At 45.2% G+C, this 20,709-nt stretch carries 12 protein-coding genes and 1 tRNA gene; 6 read left to right on the top strand and 7 right to left on the bottom strand.

Translation table 11 applies throughout. The annotated features are described in order from the left end of the window. Nucleotides 1-51 precede the first annotated feature (51 nt). Nucleotides 52-4,092, bottom strand: coding sequence for a response regulator (locus AB5443_RS22455; RefSeq protein ID WP_368114055.1), 4,041 nt, complete (start codon nt 4,090-4,092; stop codon nt 52-54). 210 nt (nt 4,093-4,302) lie between these two features. Between AB5443_RS22455 and AB5443_RS22450 the strand changes: the two genes are divergently transcribed. From AB5443_RS22450 to AB5443_RS22430, 5 genes are all read left to right on the top strand, one after another. Further along, nucleotides 4,303-6,585 carry a GH92 family glycosyl hydrolase gene (locus tag AB5443_RS22450; protein ID WP_368114054.1) on the top strand — a complete coding sequence of 761 codons (2,283 nt, stop codon included), beginning with the start codon at nt 4,303-4,305 and terminating at the stop codon, nt 6,583-6,585. 52 nt (nt 6,586-6,637) lie between these two features. Next, nucleotides 6,638-7,588, top strand: coding sequence for an endonuclease/exonuclease/phosphatase family protein (locus AB5443_RS22445; protein WP_368114053.1), 951 nt, complete (start codon nt 6,638-6,640; stop codon nt 7,586-7,588). Between the two features lie 117 nt (nt 7,589-7,705). Beyond that, complete coding sequence (locus AB5443_RS22440; RefSeq protein ID WP_368114094.1) at nt 7,706-8,839, top strand: glycoside hydrolase family 76 protein; 1,134 nt, start codon at nt 7,706-7,708, stop codon at nt 8,837-8,839. A 17-nt stretch (nt 8,840-8,856) separates the two neighbouring features. After that, entirely contained in the window at nt 8,857-10,305 is a 1,449-nt protein-coding gene (locus AB5443_RS22435; protein ID WP_368114052.1) for a glycoside hydrolase family 125 protein, read from the top strand. Between the two features lie 511 nt (nt 10,306-10,816). Then, nucleotides 10,817-11,980 carry a glycoside hydrolase family 130 protein gene (locus AB5443_RS22430; protein ID WP_022137734.1) on the top strand — a complete coding sequence of 388 codons (1,164 nt, stop codon included), beginning with the start codon at nt 10,817-10,819 and terminating at the stop codon, nt 11,978-11,980. Nucleotides 11,981-12,106: 126 nt separating this feature from the next. On the opposite strand, the gene AB5443_RS22425 is transcribed toward AB5443_RS22430, so the two are convergent. The 4 genes from AB5443_RS22425 to AB5443_RS22410 all read right to left on the bottom strand — a co-directional run bounded on the left by AB5443_RS22425 (nt 12,107) and on the right by AB5443_RS22410 (nt 16,564). Beyond that, the gene (locus tag AB5443_RS22425) at nt 12,107-14,377 is read right to left on the bottom strand and encodes a GH92 family glycosyl hydrolase (RefSeq protein WP_277132204.1); all 2,271 of its coding nucleotides are present in this window, start codon (nt 14,375-14,377) and stop codon (nt 12,107-12,109) included. A 152-nt stretch (nt 14,378-14,529) separates the two neighbouring features. Next, on the bottom strand, nt 14,530-15,201 hold the full coding sequence (locus AB5443_RS22420) for an RluA family pseudouridine synthase (RefSeq protein WP_368114051.1): 672 nt from the start codon (nt 15,199-15,201) through the stop codon (nt 14,530-14,532). 9 nt (nt 15,202-15,210) lie between these two features. Beyond that, nucleotides 15,211-15,957, bottom strand: coding sequence for a 3-oxoacyl-[acyl-carrier-protein] reductase (gene fabG, locus AB5443_RS22415; RefSeq protein WP_010536417.1), 747 nt, complete (start codon nt 15,955-15,957; stop codon nt 15,211-15,213). Between the two features lie 16 nt (nt 15,958-15,973). Beyond that, nucleotides 15,974-16,564 carry a TetR/AcrR family transcriptional regulator gene (locus AB5443_RS22410; RefSeq protein ID WP_022137737.1) on the bottom strand — a complete coding sequence of 197 codons (591 nt, stop codon included), beginning with the start codon at nt 16,562-16,564 and terminating at the stop codon, nt 15,974-15,976. A 237-nt stretch (nt 16,565-16,801) separates the two neighbouring features. On the opposite strand from AB5443_RS22410, the gene AB5443_RS22405 reads away from it, so the two are divergent. Then, nucleotides 16,802-16,874, top strand: a tRNA-Met gene (locus AB5443_RS22405). A 325-nt stretch (nt 16,875-17,199) separates the two neighbouring features. On the opposite strand, the gene AB5443_RS22400 is transcribed toward AB5443_RS22405, so the two are convergent. Next, entirely contained in the window at nt 17,200-18,009 is an 810-nt protein-coding gene (locus AB5443_RS22400; protein WP_195663137.1) for a sialate O-acetylesterase, read from the bottom strand. Between the two features lie 17 nt (nt 18,010-18,026). Continuing rightward, nucleotides 18,027-20,702: a glycoside hydrolase family 2 TIM barrel-domain containing protein gene (locus AB5443_RS22395; RefSeq protein WP_368114050.1), complete on the bottom strand. Its 2,676-nt coding sequence runs from the start codon at nt 20,700-20,702 to the stop codon at nt 18,027-18,029. Nucleotides 20,703-20,709: the final 7 nt, after the last annotated feature.

The raw sequence follows: 20,709 nt of genomic DNA, 5'->3' as shown, positions 1-20,709 counted from the left end.
GTCCTCTCGGGCAGAAGGAAACGAAAGTCGGGGAATGTCCCCCGCCACAGGCTACTGCCGCACTTCTTCCAAATGTTTCATCCGAAACTCTTTTGGCGTGCACCCGTACTTTTCGCGAAACACTTTGAAGAAAGTTACCTTATTAGAGAACCCGGAATCGAACACGATTTCATCAATCGTCTTTTTAGTCGTCAACAGTAAATCCTTCGCGATATGCAAACGACATTCCTTTATCAAATCCGTCGGACTGTCTTCGCCTATTTCTTCCATTTTCCGGTACAGGCTGCGCGGACTGATTGCCAGCCGGTCGGCAATATAACGAGGGGTCAGTTCTTTGTTCGTTATGTTATCATTGATAATCTTCAGAACAGACTGAAGGAATTTCTTCGACTCCTTATGTGTCAGCTTACCGTCCGACTTTTCAAAAGAACTGATAGGCGAACTGAAATAATTCTTCAGAACTTCTTTCCGTTCCATCACCTGCCCCACCGATATACGGAGATATTCCGCATTAAACGGTTTCGTGATATACATCTCCGCACCTGCCGAAAGCGCCGCCATCTGTTCTTCCATCTCATGCCGCCCGGATACGATTATAATAGGAATATGAGCCGTTTCCTTCACCGCTTTAATCCGTTTCGTGAGCTCAATGCCACTGATTCCCGGCATCATGACATCACAGATTATCACATTCGGATACACTTCGTTCATCACCTGTTCCACCCGTTCGGGGTCTTGCAGGGTGACTACATTAAAATCACCGGAGAAGATTTCTCCGATAAACCACAGCATCTCTATCTCATCATCGACTACCAGTAAAGTAGGGCGCATCTTATCAAATTCATAATGAGGAAGTTTCAGGATAGATTGCGTATCTATCTTCGGGATATATTCCGCAGTAATCCGTTTTGTTGCCGGCACTCCGACGGTCGGTTCCATGACAGGCAAGGTCAATGTGAACATCACCCATCCGTCAGGAGTATTTTCCACTTTCAGCGTACCGTTCAGCAACTTCGCCATATTGTATGAGATGGCAAGTCCGAGCCCGTTGCGGGAGAAGTTCTTCTCGTCCTGATTCTCGAAGTTATCCAAAATAGAATAACGGTTGAAAATATGCTGAAAGTCTTTCTCCTTGATGGTGCTTCCTTCATTGGCTACGCGGAGCACTAATAGTCCTTCTCCGGTTGTATCCACTTCAATCTTAATGCTCAGCCCATCGGGAGTATATTTGAATGCATTCGAAATCAGGTTGATAATAATCGTATTCAGAAAACCTTTGTCCGAGTTCCAGGACACGTGTTCGGGTATCTTGCTCAGGAAAGTAATGTTCCTGGATTTCGCCATTTCAACAAAGGTTTTAGCTATACCCTTCACGATGGACGATACATTTAACGTTTCGATGCGCACTTCCCTGTTACCTGTCTCGATACGGCGGAATTCAATCAGTTCATGAATCAGGTTATTCAGACGTTCGGCGTTGGTTTGAATCATCTGCACGTAGTCTACTACAAATTTACTTAGTCCGTTGGATGAAAGGATTCGTCCGCAGGGGCCGTAAATCAAGGTCAGTGGAGTGCAGAATTCATGGGCGATATTGGTAAAGAAGCGGAGTTTGGATTCAAAGACATTCTTTTGGTGGCGTTTCTCTATTTCGTTCAGCAATTCCTGCTTTTTGCGTTTGGAACGCAGAATAAACGAACGCATCAACAAAGCAACTATCAAAAGCAGGCACAAGGCGTAAATCAGATACGCCCACCAGGACGCATACCACGGGTCACCGATACGGATGACCAAAGAGTAGACATCACTTTCCTTATCAAAGACACTATTATAATATTTCACCAGCAACGTATATTCGCCGGGAGCCATATTCGTAAAAGAGACTCCGCTCTCCGAACCGTTGTTCACCCATTGGTCACTTAGCCCTTTCAGTTTATAAAAATAGGTACAGTTGTTGCCATTCAGATAATCTACGGAAGCAAAAGAGACTGAGAAGAAGTTTTGGTCGTACTGCAAGTTGAGGACTTCCGTGCCCTTTTTCCGGGTGAGAAATTCACCCAGGTTATATTGCTCACCGAAGATAGACAGCTTGTCGAAATAGACGGGCGGCATATAAAGCTGCTCGGGACGGCCGTCAGCACGGATGGCTACGAATCCATTGATTCCACCAAAGAACAACGTACCCGTTTGAGGGTCACGATAGGCTGCTCCGTCGCTGAACTCTACCACTTTCAAGCCATCACCGAAGCCATACGAACGGAAAATATTCCGCCGGGTATCGAAATTGATTAATCCCAGGTTGGTGCTTAACCAAAAGTTATCGGGCGAGTTTTTGAGAATGGCATGAATGGTGTTGTTCAGGAAGCCATTCTTAGCGTTAAAGAGTTGATAAGAAGTCTCTGAGGTATATTTTATCAGTCCGTAACTCGTGCCAAAAAGATAATTGTTGCTGCTGTCTTTGCTGATAGCCAATATATTATTCAGTGTCATATTCTCATATTTATGAGTAGACATAGGCTCCAGTCCGTTCGTTGTCTTATTAAAGCGGAACACCCCGTATCCTCTATTGCCAAAGAGCAGGCGGGAGTCATTCTCCGCATGGATAGTAAAGAAATAGTTTGAACCCAGTTCGCCATCGTTGATAACATAACGTTGTGCGTCTACAATGACCGGATTGTCCGGTGTTCCGGCAATACGGGCTTTCACCACTCCCATTCCGACACTTGCCAACCATAGTTCGGAACCGGCTGTTTCGTAAATATCGTGTATGTACTTGAAGTCTTCGCCTGCTACTTGAACCGGGATATTTTTGATACGCTTTTCCTTGTACGAGTAGTAGTTCAAACCTTCCTCATCGCCTATCCAAAGCAGGTTCCGGTGGCTTTTGGCAAAACAATAGACAGCGTTGCTTCCTAACGGGCTATTGGAAGTAGTCAGTATCTCCGCCCGGCAGTCGGAGATATTCTTATCAACCTCATAATCATAGATTTTAAGAATGCCGTTTCCCTTTGTGCCTATCCAAAACGTGCGGTCGTCATCCAGGTATAGCGCACGTACGGGACGTTCTATCTTCTCACTGTAATTGCTCAGCACTGTTGATTTGATGGAATAGAGAGGGTTGGAATAAAGATAAACGCCCTGTCCGTCCGTACCTATCCACACAATATCCTGAAAGCGGTCTTTCTTGAGACAGAACACGCCACTATTAATGGGCAATGGCTGAATCTGCCAGGCATTCGCTTCCTTTTGTTTCTCTAACAGCAGAATACCATCCATCAGGAAGCCGACAAAGAAGCTGTCGTGGTAATGTACGATGGAAGATATTTTGCCGCGCGCCTGTATCTCTTTGCCCAGATTGGCTATGAACTCATTCTTCCTGGTCGGGATGTGGAAGGCGTAGAAGTTATAATCCTTGTCTATATAATAAAGGGATTGTTCATCGTTAAAGCAGTAAAGCAATGAAGTATGATACTGCAAGCTGGTTTTCTGCGGCAGTAAGGTAATATCCCCTGAGACGGCTTCCTGCTGAATGTCATAACAACGGTTGTATCCTTTCATCACTACCCACATACGGTTGTTGCCGTCGATGAAGAAGTCAACAATGTCCGAAATAGGAATTCCCGTGATATTGATTTTCTTGAAAACGCCTTCGTTCTTATGATAATAGTAGATGCAGTTGCTATCCTGGATAATGAACAGATTGCCGTTGTTATCCTTGTTCATAAAGAAAAGTTTCTGAAACTCGTTGTAGTGTGTGAGCGTATTGGTTCGCCGGTCAAGGCGGTTCAGTCCGTAGTACGTCTGAATCCAGTAAATCTCCTCACCGGTATATACGATATTGTCAATCAGGTTACCGGATAAGTAATCTTCCTTGTCTCGTGTCTTAAATTCTTCGATTTCCTGTCCATCATAAATATTCAGTCCGTCACAGGTGCCTATCCACATCAGTCCGCGTTCGTCCTGGCACAGAGATGTAATCGAACTGTTGGACATATATTCCTTATCCGCAATCTGCTTCAAGTTATAGGCAGAAACCGTATGTATCAACAGGTTAAGGATGAAAATAAGTATAAAAACAAATGGTCTGTTCATAGCGTGTCATTCTTAGATTTGATATATGACAAAGGTAAACAAAAAAACATTTCGCACTTTTTTTTGGCAGGGATATAGGTAAGGATTAGCGCCATAGTGGTTAATATTAGCGCCAACAAGTGATTTCTCCTTTCCATTCCTGAGAGCACATTCCTTTTCTCCCTATTTTCGTCGTAGAAATTATTTTCAAATCTATAAATTCATTTGTTCATGAAAACACATTTTTCATTTAAACACTTGTTATTTCTTGGAAGTGCCGTGCTGTACACCCTGCAATCTTCTGCCGTAAAGAACCCGGTGGACTATGTCAGCACGCTGGTAGGCACGCAATCCAAGTACGAACTGTCCACCGGAAATACGTATCCGGCTACGGCCTTGCCGTGGGGAATGAACTTCTGGACACCACAGACCGGTAAGATGGGTGACGGTTGGGCATACACCTATGATGCCGACAAAATCCGAGGGTTCAAACAAACACATCAACCCAGTCCATGGAACAACGATTATGGCCAGTTTGCCATCATGCCAATCACCGGCGGACTGGTATTCGACCAAGACCGGCGCGCCAGTTGGTTCTCTCACAAAGCGGAAGTAGCCAAGCCTTATTATTATAAGGTATATCTGGCCGACCATGACGTGACTACCGAACTTGTCCCCACCGAACGGGCAGCCATGTTCCGCTTTACGTATCCCGAAACGAAGAATGCCTATGTCATCCTGGATGCTTTCGACAAGGGTTCTTACGTCAAAGTGATTCCCGAAGAAAACAAGATTATCGGCTATTCGACAAAGAACAGCGGTGGTGTGCCCAAAAACTTCAAAAACTACTTCGTCATGCAGTTCGACAAGCCGTTTACTTTCGTTTCCGCCGTTTCGGAGAACAATATCCTTCCGAATGAAACGGAAGCGAAGGGGAACCACACCGGAGCGGTCATCGGATTCGCAACGAAGAAAGGAGAAATCGTCCACGCCCGTGTCGCTTCTTCTTTTATCAGCCCCGAACAGGCGGAACTGAATCTGAAGGAACTCGATAACAAGAATTTCGACCAACTGGTTGCCAATGGCAGAGATACCTGGAACCGTGAAATGGGCAAGATAGAGATAGAGGACGATAACATCGACAACCTGCGTACATTCTACTCATGCCTGTATCGTTCCATGCTTTTCCCACGCAGCTTCTACGAGATAGACGCCAAGGGAGAAGTGATGCATTACAGCCCTTACAACGGTAAAGTGCTTCCGGGTTATATGTTTACCGATACCGGATTCTGGGATACGTTCCGCTGCCTGTTCCCTTTCCTCAACCTGATGTATCCGTCGATGAATCAGAAGATGCAGGAAGGACTTGTCAATGCTTATAAAGAAAGCGGATTCCTTCCCGAATGGGCAAGTCCCGGACATCGTGACTCCATGGTGGGCAACAACTCGGCTTCCGTAGTAGCGGACGCTTATATCAAAGGACTGCGCGGATATGATATCGAAACGCTTTGGGAAGCACTGAAACACGGAACAAGCGCGCATCTGCGCGGCACGGCTTCCGGTCGTCTCGGTCACGAATCCTACAACCAACTGGGATATGTGGCCAATAATATAGGAATCGGACAAAACGTAGCCCGCACACTGGAATATGCTTATAATGACTGGACTATCTATGCATTAGGCAAGAAGTTGGGCAAGCCGGCAAGCGAAATCGACATATTTAAGAAACGTGCGCTGAACTATAAGAATGTCTATCACCCGGAACGCAAACTGATGGTAGGCAAAGACGACAAAGGGGCATTCAACCCGAACTTCGACGCGGTAGACTGGAGCGGCGAGTTCTGCGAAGGAAACAGTTGGCACTGGAGTTTCTGTGTATTCCACGACCCGCAGGGGCTTATCGACCTGATGGGCGGTAGAAAAGAATTCAATACCATGATGGATTCCGTATTCGTGATTCCCGGCAAACTGGGAATGGAAAGCCGTGGCATGATTCACGAAATGCGTGAAATGCAGGTGATGAACATGGGGCAGTATGCACATGGCAACCAGCCGATTCAGCATATGGTTTATCTTTATAACTATTCCGGCGAGCCTTGGAAAACCCAGTACTGGGTACGTGAAATTATGAATAAGTTGTACACCGCTGCGCCGGACGGTTACTGCGGTGACGAGGATAACGGCCAGACTTCCGCCTGGTATGTATTCTCCGCCTTAGGGTTCTACACGGTTTGCCCGGGAACGGACGAGTATATCGTGGGAACTCCCCTCTTCAAATCCGCCAAGCTGCATCTGGAGAACGGAAAAACAATCACCATCAAGTCGGATAACAACCAGCCCGGTCACTGCTACATAAAGGATATGAAAGTGAACGGAAAGTCGTATTCACGCAATTATCTGACACACGACCAATTGATGCGAGGTGCGAATATTCAATTCCAGATGAGTCCTGTACCCAACAAGCAACGGGGAACCACAGAAAAAGATGTTCCCTACTCTCTTTCATTTGAATAAAATATCGTACTTTTGAAGTCAGAGAATTATCTATCAAACAAACTATAAAAACATGAAACTTAAAAGCCTTTTATTTATTGCTATTGTTACGGTAGTCTTTTGCGGTTGTCAAAGTAACTATCAGCCTACTTCCATCACTGTTGCTTCCTACAATCTGAGAAATGCCAACGGTGGCGATTCTGTCCGCGGCAACGGTTGGGGACAACGTTACCCGGTCATTGCCCAAATGGTGCAATACCATGATTTCGATATTTTCGGCACACAGGAGTGCTTTATTCATCAACTGAAAGACATGAAAGAAGCATTGCCCGGTTATGACTATATCGGCGTAGGTCGCGACGATGGCAAAGAGAAAGGTGAACATTCTGCTATTTTCTATCGCACGGACAAGTTTGACGTGATAGAGAAAGGTGATTTTTGGTTGTCAGAAACGCCCGACGTGCCTAGCAAAGGTTGGGATGCCGTATTGCCGCGTATTTGCAGTTGGGGACATTTCAAGTGCAAGGACACCGGTTTCGAATTCCTTTTCTTCAACCTGCATATGGATCATATCGGCAAGAAGGCACGCGTGGAAAGTGCGTTCCTCGTACAGGACAAGATGAAAGAGCTTGGCAAAGGCAAAGACCTTCCGGCCATCCTGACGGGGGACTTCAATGTAGACCAGACTCACCAGTCTTATGACGCTTTTGTGAGCAAAGGAGTACTGTGCGACTCTTACGAGAAGGCCGGCTTCCGCTATGCTATCAACGGCACGTTCAACGACTTCGACCCGAACAGCTTTACGGAAAGCCGCATCGACCACGTATTCGTGTCTCCGTCTTTCCATGTGAAAAGGTATGGTGTGCTGACGGATACTTACCGCAGCATCGCAGGAAGCGGTGAGAAGAAGCTGGCGAATGACTGCCCGGAAGAAATCGACATCAAGGTTTACCAGGCGCGCACGCCTTCCGACCATTTCCCTGTAAAGGTGGAACTGGAGTTTGACGAGCGGCAGCAGAAGTAATTTTTGTCAGCCGCGTGGCGTCTATCCGTCATTCGGCTGATGCTTTTCACCAATAACCTGAAAGTTTCAACTCCCAACTCCGATACTCCTATGAGAAATATATGTTTTGCAGCCTGTATGCTATTTTGCCTTACTTCCGCAGTAGGAAAGACTCCGGGAAATACCCGTTATCTTTCTATTGCTGACTCAATTCTGTACAATGTGCTGAATCTGTATCAGACGAATGACGGACTACTGACAGAAACATATCCTGTCAATCCCGACCAGAAAATCACTTATCTGGCAGGTGGTACGCAACAGAACGGAACGCTGAAAGCGTCTTTTCTATGGCCGTATTCGGGGATGATGTCGGGTTGTGTGGCGTTATACAAGGCTACCGGAAACAAGAAGTACAAGAAGATACTCGACAAGAAGATTCTTCCGGGAATGGAGCAGTATTGGGACGAAAGCCGACTGCCCGCCTGTTACCAGTCGTATCCTGTAAAGTACGGGCAACACGGACGTTACTATGACGATAATATCTGGATTGCGCTGGATTACTGCGATTATTACCAACTGACGCGCAAGCCCGCATCTCTGGAAAAGGCGATTGTACTGTATCAATATATTTACAGTGGTTGGAGCGATGAGATGGGTGGTGGTATCTTTTGGTGCGAGCAGCAGAAGGAAGCGAAGCATACTTGTTCCAATGCGCCATCGACTGTACTCGGTGTCAAGTTGTATCGTCTGACGAAAGACGCCAAGTATCTGGAAAAAGCAAAAGAGACTTACGCCTGGACGAAAAAGCATCTGTGCGACCCTGCCGACCATCTTTACTGGGATAACATCAACCTGAAAGGGAAAGTCTCCAAAGAGAAATACGCCTACAACAGTGGACAAATGATTCAGGCAGGTGTGTTGCTCTACGAGGAGACGGGAGACGAACAGTACTTGCGCGACGCGCAACAGACAGCCGCAGGAACGGATGCTTTTTTCCGTACAAAAGCCGATATGAAAGACCCGACTGCCAAAGTACATAAAGACATGGCGTGGTTTAACGTGATTTTATTCAGGGGACTGAAAGCCCTGTATAAGGTTGACAAAAATCCGGTGTATGTCGATGCTATGGTAGGAAATGCGCTTCACGCCTGGGAGAACTATCGGGACGAGAACGGACTATTAGGCAGGGATTGGTCGGGACACAACAAGGAGCAGTATAAATGGCTGCTCGACAATGCTTGTCTTATCGAATTCTTTGCAGAAATTAATTAACTAAAAAAACTATTACCATGAATATAACTAAAGCCTTTTGTTTGTCTATGGCACTCTTTGGTGCTGCCAACATACAAGCTATGGGAAACAATGATTTTGGTATCATCCGACAAGATAATACCAAAATCAACAATTATCAGACGAACCGTCCGGAAGCATCGAAACGCCTGTTTGTCTCGCAAGCTGTGGAACAACAGATTGCGCACATCAAGCAACTGCTGACGAATGCCCGCCTGGCATGGATGTTCGAAAACTGTTTTCCGAATACGTTGGATACCACTGTTCATTTTGACGGTAAAGATGATACGTTTGTTTATACAGGCGACATCCACGCCATGTGGCTGCGCGATTCAGGCGCACAAGTATGGCCTTACGTCCAACTCGCCAACAAAGACGCGGAACTGAAAAAGATGCTGGCCGGTGTTATCAAACGCCAGTTCAAGTGTATCAATATCGACCCGTATGCCAATGCTTTCAACATGAATTCCGAAGGGGGCGAATGGATGAGCGACATTACGGACATGAAGCCCGAACTGCATGAGCGGAAATGGGAAATCGACTCGCTATGCTATCCTATCCGTCTCGCTTATCATTACTGGAAAACGACGGGAGATGCCAGTGTATTCTCCGACGAATGGCTCGCAGCCATCGCCAACGTCCTGAAAACGTTTAAGGAACAACAACGAAAAGAAGACCCGAAAGGCCCTTACCGTTTCCAACGCAAGACGGAACGTGCGCTCGACACGATGACTAACGACGGTTGGGGTAATCCTGTAAAACCTGTCGGACTGATTGCTTCCGCTTTCCGTCCTTCCGACGATGCTACTACTTTCCAGTTCCTCGTTCCGTCTAACTTCTTCGCTGTCACTTCCCTTCGCAAAGCGGCCGAAATCCTGAATACGGTCAACAAGAAACCGGACTTGGCCAAGCAATGCACCGGACTTGCGGACGAAGTGGAAAAAGCCTTGAAAAAGTATGCTGTTTACAATCACCCGAAGTATGGTAAAATCTATGCTTTCGAAGTGGATGGTTTCGGCAACCAACTGTTAATGGATGATGCCAATGTGCCGAGCCTTATCGCCCTGCCTTATCTGGGAGATGTGAAAGTGAGTGACCCTATTTATCAGAATACCCGCAAATTTGTATGGAGTGAGGATAATCCTTACTTCTTCAAAGGTACTGCCGGAGAGGGTATCGGCGGCCCGCATATCGGATATGATATGATTTGGCCGATGAGCATTATGATGAAAGCATTCACCAGTCAGAACGACGCGGAAATCAAGACTTGCATCAAAATGCTGATGGATACGGATGCCGGAACGGGCTTCATGCACGAATCTTTCCATAAGAACGACCCGAAAAACTTCACCCGCTCCTGGTTTGCCTGGCAAAATACGCTGTTCGGAGAGTTAATCCTGAAACTTGTCAATGAAGGAAAGGTGGACTTGCTGAACAGTATCCAGTAGTTCTTACCCCGCTCTTGCCTATAAGATAATTGCTTCATATGGCGATACCAATGGTTTCATGCCTTGAAACTTTTGGTTTCACCGTATGGAACAGATAGTTTCACGCCTTCGAAACAAGAGTTTCAAGCGTATGAAACTAAAGTTTCAAGCTGATGAAACTATAGTTTCTCACCGATGAAACCAAAGTTTCTCACCGTTGAAACTAAAGTTTCGCTTTGCCGGCACCATCGGTTTCAAGCTACGGCCACTATCTTGGCATGGTATGAAGAAAAATTTCTCTCATAGCGGGGAAACAAGCAACTCTCTATTTCCGGAATATGTGACAGCAAAAGCCGTTATCACACTGCCGTCACCCTGTTGTCACACCATGCTGTCACACTATAATTAGCAATCGTTCAATCATTTATATCCAATTATGTGACAGATGACAGCATATTTCTTTTTTTCAATTTATATGTAGAAGGGGAATATTACTCCTGAAGCAATCAACTATTAATGTAATACAGACTATATGAAATCAACTTTATTGTTTCTATTTGCTACGTCAGTAATGACTTGTGCAGCCTATGGGCAATCTTCCAATCAATCTTCCAATCCCAGAGAGAACAAATTACCCGATTGGGCTTTCGGCGGTTTCGAACGTCCGAAGAATGTAAATCCGGTAATATCTCCTATAGAAAACACCAAGTTTTATTGTCCCTTAGCCAAAGATTCTATTGCATGGGAATCGAATGACACCTTTAATCCGGCTGCTACACTCTACAAAGGGGATATTGTCGTATTATATCGTGCGGAAGATAAATCGGGCGTCGGCATCGGTCACCGTACTTCCCGTCTCGGCTACGCAACTTCTACCGATGGAATGCATTTCCAACGGGAAAAAACTCCTGTGTTCTATCCTGCTAATGATTCACAAAAAGAGTTGGAATGGCCGGGTGGCTGCGAAGATCCGCGCGTTACCGTAACAGAAGACGGATTGTATGTAATGATGTACACCCAGTGGAACCGTCACGTCCCTCGTCTGGCCGTAGCCACTTCCCGCAACCTGAAAGACTGGACAAAGCATGGCCCTGCCTTTGCCAAAGCATTTGACGGGAAGTTCTTCAACCTGGGTTGCAAATCCGGCTCTATCCTGACGGAAGTTGTCAAAGGGAAGCAGATTATCAAGAAAATCAACGGGAAATACTTTATGTATTGGGGTGAAGAACATGTATTCGCCGCCACTTCCGACGATTTAATCAACTGGACACCAGTTGTCAACATCGACGGCTCTCTGAAGAAATTATTCTCACCCCGCGACGGATATTTCGACAGCCATCTTACCGAATGCGGGCCGCCCGCTATCTACACCCCGAAAGGTATCGTCCTTCTCTACAATGGCAAGAACCATTCGGGAAGAGGTGACAAACGCTACACCGCCAATGTCTACGCCGCCGGACAAGCTCTCTTCGATGCCAACGAACCTACGCGTTTCATCACCCGTCTTGACGAACCGTTCTTCCGTCCGATGGACAGCTTTGAGAAAAGCGGGCAATATGTAGACGGCACGGTCTTTATCGAAGGAATGGTTTACTTCAAAAACAAATGGTATTTATATTATGGTTGTGCGGATTCCAAAGTAGGCGTAGCCGTTTATGACCCGAAACGTCCTGCGGCGGCCGACCCGTTGCCATAAGCCAGGAACCAGTCAATCACAATTCAGCCCTCTTCTATAAAATCTGATTGGTTTTACGGAAGAGGGCTGAAATTTACGTTCAAACAACTATCTGAATCTTACTACCTATTGAAAACAATCTTCTTCTTATTCGTTTATCTTGTTCAGAACAACCGGTCTGTTTGCCGGAGCTTTACCAAAATTCTTATTGGGTTTCTTTCCCATCACAAACTTTAAAGTGCTGCCATTGATTATATCGTCGTATGTGATATAGCTCTTATTATAGGGCTTACCGTTCAAGTAAACCTTTTGGATATAAATATTTTCTTTGTTATTGTTAGGGGCTTCTACTGTAAATGTCTTGCCGCCACGTACTTTCATTTCGACCTTCTTAAAGCACGGGCTGCCGAAAACAAATATACCGTCTGACGGATTCACCTGATAAAGCCCCATAGATGAAAGAAGATACCAGGCAGACATTTGACCGCAATCTTCATTGCCGATGATTCCGTCCGGTTTATCCGTATAGAATTCATCCATGATGAAACGGACTTTCTCTGCCGTTTTCCATTGTTCGCCGGCATACGCATACAGGTAGGCAACATGATGGCTCGGTTCGTTTCCATGTGCGTATTGACCGATAAGTCCGGTAATGTCACTGGATGCACCTTCACCCATGCTGTCATTGTTGGTGAAGAAGTTATCGAGTTTTGCAGTAAACGGTTTGTCGCCGCCGAATAATCCGATTAATCCATACGGGTCTTGTGGAGCGAAGAATGTATATTGCCAGCCATTACCCTCGCAGAAGTCTCCGACGGTGTGGATGGAACGTGCCGGATCATAAGGAGTGCGCCAAGAGCCATCTTCCAACTTCGGGCGGATGAAGTGGCTAGATGAGTCGAAGTAGTTCTTATAGTAATGTGCACGTTTTGCGTAAGTTGCCGCCTCTTCGTACTTTCCCATTTTATGCGCCATGGCGGCAATGCCCCAGTCATCTACTGCATATTCCATGGCTATCGAAGTAGCTTCATGGACTTTGTCGGCAGGGATATATCCTTTTTCCATCACATAAGGGATGCCGTTCTGCTTTTCATAAGTGGCAGTCGCTTTCATCGCTTGCAACGCTTCTTCCGCATCGAATCCGGTAAATCCTTTCAGATAAGCATCGGCAATCACAGGCACGGAGCTATAACCCGGCATCTGATTGGTTTCGCCACTCATCAAAGGCCATATGGGGAGCTTATCCTGCTGGCGGTAGATGGAAAGCATAGAATTGACTACATTGTCTACCATTTCGGGCTGAACAATAGTCATCAGGGGATGTAGGGCGCGGTAGGTATCCCATAAAGAAAGGGTGGTATAGTTGGCTTTCTTCGGGTCAGTGTAAATCATATCATTCATCCCTCTGTATTCTCCGTTTACGTCACAATAGAGCGTAGGAGCAATCATGGTATGATAATGTGCGGTATAGAAAATACGTTTGGCTGGTTCGTTGTCCGTTTCGACGCTCATTCTTGCGAGTTGCTTATTCCATCGGTCGGCACTCATTTTTACTGTTTTGTCAAAGTCCCAATGAGAAAGTTCCGCTTGTAGGTTCATGAGAGCGTTGGCACAGCTAACGGAAGAAATAGCTACTTTAACCTTTACTTCTTTTTCATAGCCGAAAGTGAGGACACTTTTTACGGATGCCACTTTCAGTTGATTCCAAGGCTTCGGGGTGTTGTCATCATATGCGGTAAACTGCTCTATCTTCTTGTCACTCTTCAGTACAAAATAAACTTTTCGGGAAGGGCTCCAACCTCTTACGTAGCGGTAGCCTTCTACTGTATAATCGTCTATCTTGCGGATATAACTATCGTAAGCGTTCGAGCCGTTCCCTTCACGCAAGTCAATCAATATAGAAGCAGGTTTGCCGTCGGGGTATGTGTAGCGATGGAAGCCTACACGGTCTGTTGCTGTCAGTTCCGCTTTGATGTCATAACGGTCGAGAAGCAAGGAGTAATATTCGGGACGGGCTATCTCGTTGTCATGCGAATAACGGGAAGCATAGCCGTCACGTATATCATCCTGATTGCCTCTGGGAGTGCGGATTTCATTCAACGGCATAATGAGAATATCGCCCAAATCGGTACATCCCGTACCGCTCAGATGAGTATGGGAGAAACCTATCAGGATGCTGTCGGAGTAATGATAACCAGAGCACCAGTCCCAGCCTTTATGGATATTGTTAGGGCCGAGCTGCACCATTCCGTAAGGAACACTCGTCCCTACAAATACATGACCATGATAGCCGGAGCCGATGTAAGGGTCGACATACCGGAGCAGTCCTTCACTCTTTGAATAATCCCGTTGTGCAACTCCGTTTCCCGCTACAAGTAAAAAGCAGGAAGTAAGTGCGAGTAGTTTAAATGCCTTCATTCGTATTTTTCTTTGGTAGATTTGAATATAGTAATTAGCGAATGATGCAAATATAACAGGTATTGGGGAATTTACCGGCTGTCACAGGAATTAACTGGAGAGATGGCAGACAGATTTACTCTTTTGGCAAAAAGAAAAAGGATTTGCACTGATTAAAACAGTTCAAATCCTTTCCATAAATTTCCTTCGGGAAGAGGAGCTTCAAGCTCTATCAGTTCCTTGGATACCGGATGCGTGAACCGCACCCTTCGGGCGTGCAGGCAAATGCTGCCATCGGGATTGGAGCGTGGAGAACCATATTTCAAGTCTCCTTTAATGGGGCATCCCATCTTTGCCAACTGGCAACGAATCTGATGATGGCGTCCGGTTTTCAAATCGACTTCGAGCAGGTAATAATTCTCCGAACGGCCGATTAAGCGGTAATCCAAAACCGCCTTCTTGCTTTTCGGCACTTCTTTATCGTACGCATAACTCTTGTTCTGCTTCTCATTGCGTACCAAGAAATGCACCAGTTCGCCTTCCGTTTCTTCCGGAACGTTCTTCACGACTGCCCAATAGGTCTTCTTCACCTCACTGGTGCGGAACATCTCATTGAGACGGGTCAGTGCCTTACTCGTTTTTGCAAATATGACAAGGCCGCTTACGGGGCGGTCCAGCCGGTGTGTCACACCGATGAAAACATTACCGGGTTTCTGATACTTCTCTTTCAGATACTGCTTTACAGTTTCCGAAAGCGGTGTATCGCCCGTCTTGTCTGCCTGGACAATCTCGGAAGCGGTCTTGTTGACTACAATGATATGGTTGTCTTCGTATACAACAGTCATTCTGTCCGATTACATATTCATACCACCATCTACCTGAATCACCTGTCCGGATACGTAAGAAGACATATCGGAAGCAAGGAAGGTAGCGATGTTTGCCACATCTTCAGGAGTACCGCCACGACGCAAAGGAATTTTCTTTGCCCATTCAGCTCTAACTTCGTCAGAAAGAGCGGCAGTCATGTCTGTCAGGATGAATCCCGGAGCGATAGCGTTGGCACGGATGCCGCGAGAACCGAGTTCCTGTGCGATAGACTTCGCCAATGCAATCATACCGGCTTTGGAAGCTGCGTAGTTAGCTTGTCCCGCATTACCGTGAACACCTACTACGGATGCCATATTGATAATGCTACCTGCTTTCTGACGCATCATGACAGGTGTACAAGCGTGGATGAAGTTGAACGCTGACTTCAGGTTCACGTTGATGACCATATCCCACTGCTGTTCACTCATACGCATCATCAAGCCGTCACGGGTGATACCGGCATTGTTTACCAGAATATCAATACGTCCGAAGTCCTTATGGATTTCTTCTACGACTTTTGCTGTATCTTCAAAGTTAGCCGCATTGGAAGCATAACCTTTGGCTTTCACGCCCATTGCTTCAAGTTCTTTGGCTGTATTTTCTGCATTTTCGTCAATGACAAGGTCAGTAAATGCGATGTTTGCGCCTTCGGCAGCAAACTTCAGAGCGATAGCCTTACCAATACCGCGGGCAGCACCGGTTACAATGGCTGTTTTTCCGTCTAATAATCCCATACTAAAAGTTATTTAATTAAATTTCTGTTCTATGCAGTGCGCCAAACACAATGTTGGACACATATCTGTTTCTTGTTTCTTCATCCAGATGCGCGCCTATATGACCGCGGATATAAGGCACTTCAATTCCCTTCACGCAATAATGTATCAAATCGGCTGTCATCTCCACATCGTCAATGTGGAACACTCCTTTTGCCTGCCCTTCCAGAAGAACCGCCTTAAAGAGTTGCACTTCTTTTGCGTCGAATTTCTTACGTACTTTCTCTACGCGCCAAATATCACGGAAGAAGTAAGCACGCAACGTCCCGTTCCGGTAAACGACTTCTTTCACCGCATCCAGCCGGGTATATATCAATTCCAGCAGCTTTTCATCCGGAGAGATATTCTTTTCCGACACCCGCTTCATCATATCCGACAGGATATCCAGTTCTGATTCTACAACAGCCAGATAGATTTCATCCTTGCTCTTAAAATAGGTATATAGAGTCCTTCTACCTTTTTTAGAAGCAAGAGCGATATCGTTCATAGTCGTGTTCTCCACTCCCATCTTCGCAAAAAGCTGACGGGCAACATCTACTAATTTGGCTTTTGTCTTGGATACGGTCATAGGTTACAAATTGCACATTGCTGAATATTTTGAGCAAAAGTAACGCTTTTCTTTAGACCATACAAGAAAACAGAGAGAATATTAACATTTGTATATTAATAGGTACTAAAAAAAAGTTCTACTATTACCCTACTCATTTTCAGCCACATAAGAGAAAACCGATTATTTATTAGAAAAATATCCTGCAAATAATTTGTTTATTCCAAATAATGCCGTACCTTTGCACCCGTTAAACATCGCGGAGTGGAGCAGTTGGTAGCTCGTTGGGCTCATAACCCAAAGGTCATTCGTTCGAGTCGGATCTCCGCAACTAAGATAAAGAAGAATCGCAGGAATGCGGTTCTTCTTTTTTATGAAAACCCTTCCCTACTGACGTTATCAACAATCCCACTTCAATTATCAACAAGGATATTAACAGAGTTATCAACAGGTTAATTCATTAAGGATAAGACAATTAACCATATTCGGTTATTTTCTATCAACAGGGTACAATTTAGTTATTCACAATTCTGTATACGGTTGCCGGGGATATTCGGGAAAGATAAGGGAAGCTCCTTAAAAGACAAGTAGAAAATAAAAGCCGGTTAGCTCACGCTGACGCTAACCGGCTTTTATTTTATTCCGTAGAAGACGGCTTATTTATGTTTATAGAACTTCAAAACCTTTTCCGCATAGCGTTTCCCTAATAACAATTGCCCTTCGGTATTGAAATGAGGATCTGTTTCATCCTTGTACCATCCCAAGCCTTTCGAAGATACCCAATCGGAGTTAGGTATAAATGAAGATACTTTCTTTATCATTTTATTGAAAGGTATTGTTCCTGCTTCTCTTTTCGTCCAGTTCCATTGAGATATTTGTCCTACGATAACCGGCAAATCCGGCATGTCCAAATCCTCGCGCAAGTCTTTCATCAGAGAGATGAGTTTTTGTTTGTATGCTTCAGGATTGGAGCAATCGGCTTCACCCTGGTGCCATAGGATTGCTTTCAAAACACCGCCCTGTTGCACGGCAATCCGAATCCGGGAGATGGCTTCTTCGTAATATCCGTCTTTACTGCCTTTCAGCCAGGAATTGATAGAAGAGCCGCCACGCGCATTCACTACCAAGCCGACGGGACGTTTCACCTCACGGGACATCTCTTTGGCGAATCCATAAGCCGGCCCCAAACGTTGCATTGACATATCCTTCCGAATTGTAGAATAACGATTCAGAGGATTGACTGCCGGCTCAAAACTTCCTTTATCATTCAGCAAATACACATTTTGCAGGGTATCCATAACTTCCGACGTCAATGTTGCACGACCAGCCATATTAGATTGTCCGATACATACATATAAATCCAATGAAGATGGAATATTCTCCTTCACATTTCCGCTTACATTTCCAGCCAAAGCAAGAAAGGATTGCAAAAGCAAGAAAGACAATAGATAAATAGCGCGAATCATTTTTATAATATCTACAATTAATAGTTTTTATAGATGCGGATAGCATTCAATATCGTCTCTCCTTCTTTTTTATGAAAGTCGATACTCAATCCTTTTCCATCTTTTACCGTTACTATGAACTTTTTGATTACAGCACGGGCATATCCATAATCACGGGCAATATTGAAGTCGTCCAAAACAGTTGTTCCGTTGATGGAAATTCCGAAACAGCGATTTCCGGCAAATGCCTGTTCCGAATCAGCTCCCAAATTATAAATCAAAGTTTCTCTCTCTTTGTCCGAATCCAACTCTGCCCAATGCAAATATACGGAATATTCTCCATCCGGCACATCGGCTTTAAAAGATTCTATCCCAACGCGTTGAGTTTGGTAGATGGGATTCATATCCGTTCCGTAGATGTCAATGTCCGAACCGAGCATAGTACCGAAGCCTGTCTTGCGACGGTAAGGAGTCCCGCCGACAAATCCCCAGCTACCGGGTTTATATTCCTGTTCGGAAATCCATGCAACATTGGCTTCACGGTCTTCAAAATATCTTGGAGAGCCTAACATTACACTCATTTCCGTGAATGGCATCGCTTTATCTTTCAACTGCGAGGATGTCATCCGGAATTGAATCCTAAGCATATCATGCAATTTATTATCACCCACTATTGCAAAAGCTTCCAACTGATTTTCTCCATTGACGAACGGTACGTCAAACAGCGCATAACCACTCTCTGTCTTTTTCTTCCCCAGACTTCTGTTATTGACCAACAGCTCCACTTCTTCAGCATTAGAAAACACAGGAACAGACTGGATACATTCTTTCTGTTCCGTATTCACAACTCCGCCACGAGTTTTCCATTCCCTGTTACCAATAACAAGCATCGGACGCTGAACCAGGGCTGCTTTATAGAACAAATAGGTATCCTTCACTTCACGGTCCAACCCAAGAACTCCTTTGTTATTCACATGAGGAACTGCGTCAATGCGGGATTCGGAATAGAAATCATTCAAATTCCACAGGCTGGAACCTGCCACAAAAGGACGTTTCATCATTTCATTGAGATAATGCTTATGATAAATCAGTCCGTATTCTTGTGAAAAGTCGAAACGTTCCGGTTGATAAGAATGAATACGCGGGTCTACTCCCGGTCCATATTCAGTGACCAGCAGCACTTTTCCTTTATACATTTTATGGGCACGGTCGAGCAGACGCTGGAACTCATTGATGTCCGGCTCATACCAGCCTTGGTACAGGTTCCATCCCTGAATCATCGGAATCTCCGTTAAATGAGCGTCTTCGTAAAATTCAGGTGCGTTATGATACGCCATCATGGTATATCTTGAAGGATCCTCCTCGCGTATGGTCGCTTCTAAAGCACGGGCTACTTTTTCCGTAAAACGGTAGTAGTCTTCGAGTTGCCTGCCTTCAGTGTAAGGACGACGCAGGAAAATCTCATTCATATAGCCCCAAATCATGACAGAAGGACGGTTGAAGTCCTGACGCACCATTTCTTTTGCCATCTCAACAGAGTTATACAGAAATTCTTCTGTTTCTGTGACAGCATTGACAACAGGTATTTCAACTGAAGTCACAATACCCAATTTATCACACATCTCCATGACAACAGGATCTTGCGGATAATGTGAAACACGCAGGAAGTTCCCGCCCATTTCCTTCAATAAGAGTACATCCTGCACATGCAGTTCGTCCCGAAGCGCATTCCCTTTGTGGAAATAATCCTGGTGACGTGCCGTTCCAATCAGTTTGCGCCATTTACCATTCAGAAAAAAACCTTTTTCCGAATCGAATTCAAACCAACGCAAGCCTAAGGGATTTACGACCTCATCGAGCAAGATTCCCTTTCCTTTATCAAGAATACGTGTATATACTATATAACGATAAGGGTCGTCTATGTCCCACAAGCGAGGAGAATTTATTTTTATCTTCCCGGATATATTCGCTTTGGTTTCACCGGATAACAGCTTAACTTCCGCAATCTTTTTCTTTACCTCTTTACCATCTGCATCACAAATCATGTTTTCTACAATGACCTCCGTAGTGTGGGACAGTGCGTTTGTCAGCAAAGTGGTTATTTCTATAGATGCTGAGGAGTTGTTCACTTCGGGGGTACGGATATAGACTCCCGATGAAGCATAATCATTTGTTGCAATGTGCACCGGATTCATAAATTGCAGATAAACATCACGATAAATTCCGCCAAAGAAAGTAAAATCGGCTGATAAAGGCGGGATATTGGGATTGTAAACGTTGTTCACGCAAATAGCGAACAGGTTCTCTTGCCCGTAACGCAGATTGGAAGTGATATCAAAGCAAAAACGGGTATATCCGCCTTTGTGTTCTCCTATGAACTGACCGTTCAGATAGAGTTGTACCTCCTGATTGGCACCCTCAAAGTAAATAATTACTTGACGACCTTCCTGGCTTTTGTCAACAAACAATTGTTTCCGATACCAGGCGGGTCCCCGATAGAATCCCGGTGTTTCATCGTCCGCATCTTTATCATTCCAGGTATGAGGTATATTGACTGTCTCCCATGAAGAGTCGTCGCATTTATCCAACTGGGCTTCAAACGGAGAACCTTTGGTAAACTTCCATCCGTCGTTAATTGTGTATATCACACGTTGCTGCGCTTGTACCCATCCCACAACGAACAACATCATAAATATATAGAGAAACTTCTTCATAATCTAA

The organism is Bacteroides sp. RTP21281st1_H5_RTP21281_210402, from assembly GCF_040918965.1.
Classification (GTDB): domain Bacteria; phylum Bacteroidota; class Bacteroidia; order Bacteroidales; family Bacteroidaceae; genus Bacteroides; species Bacteroides congonensis.
Note: the sequence above shows the minus strand (reverse complement) of the source record. Positions and strands in the feature narration are given on the sequence as shown.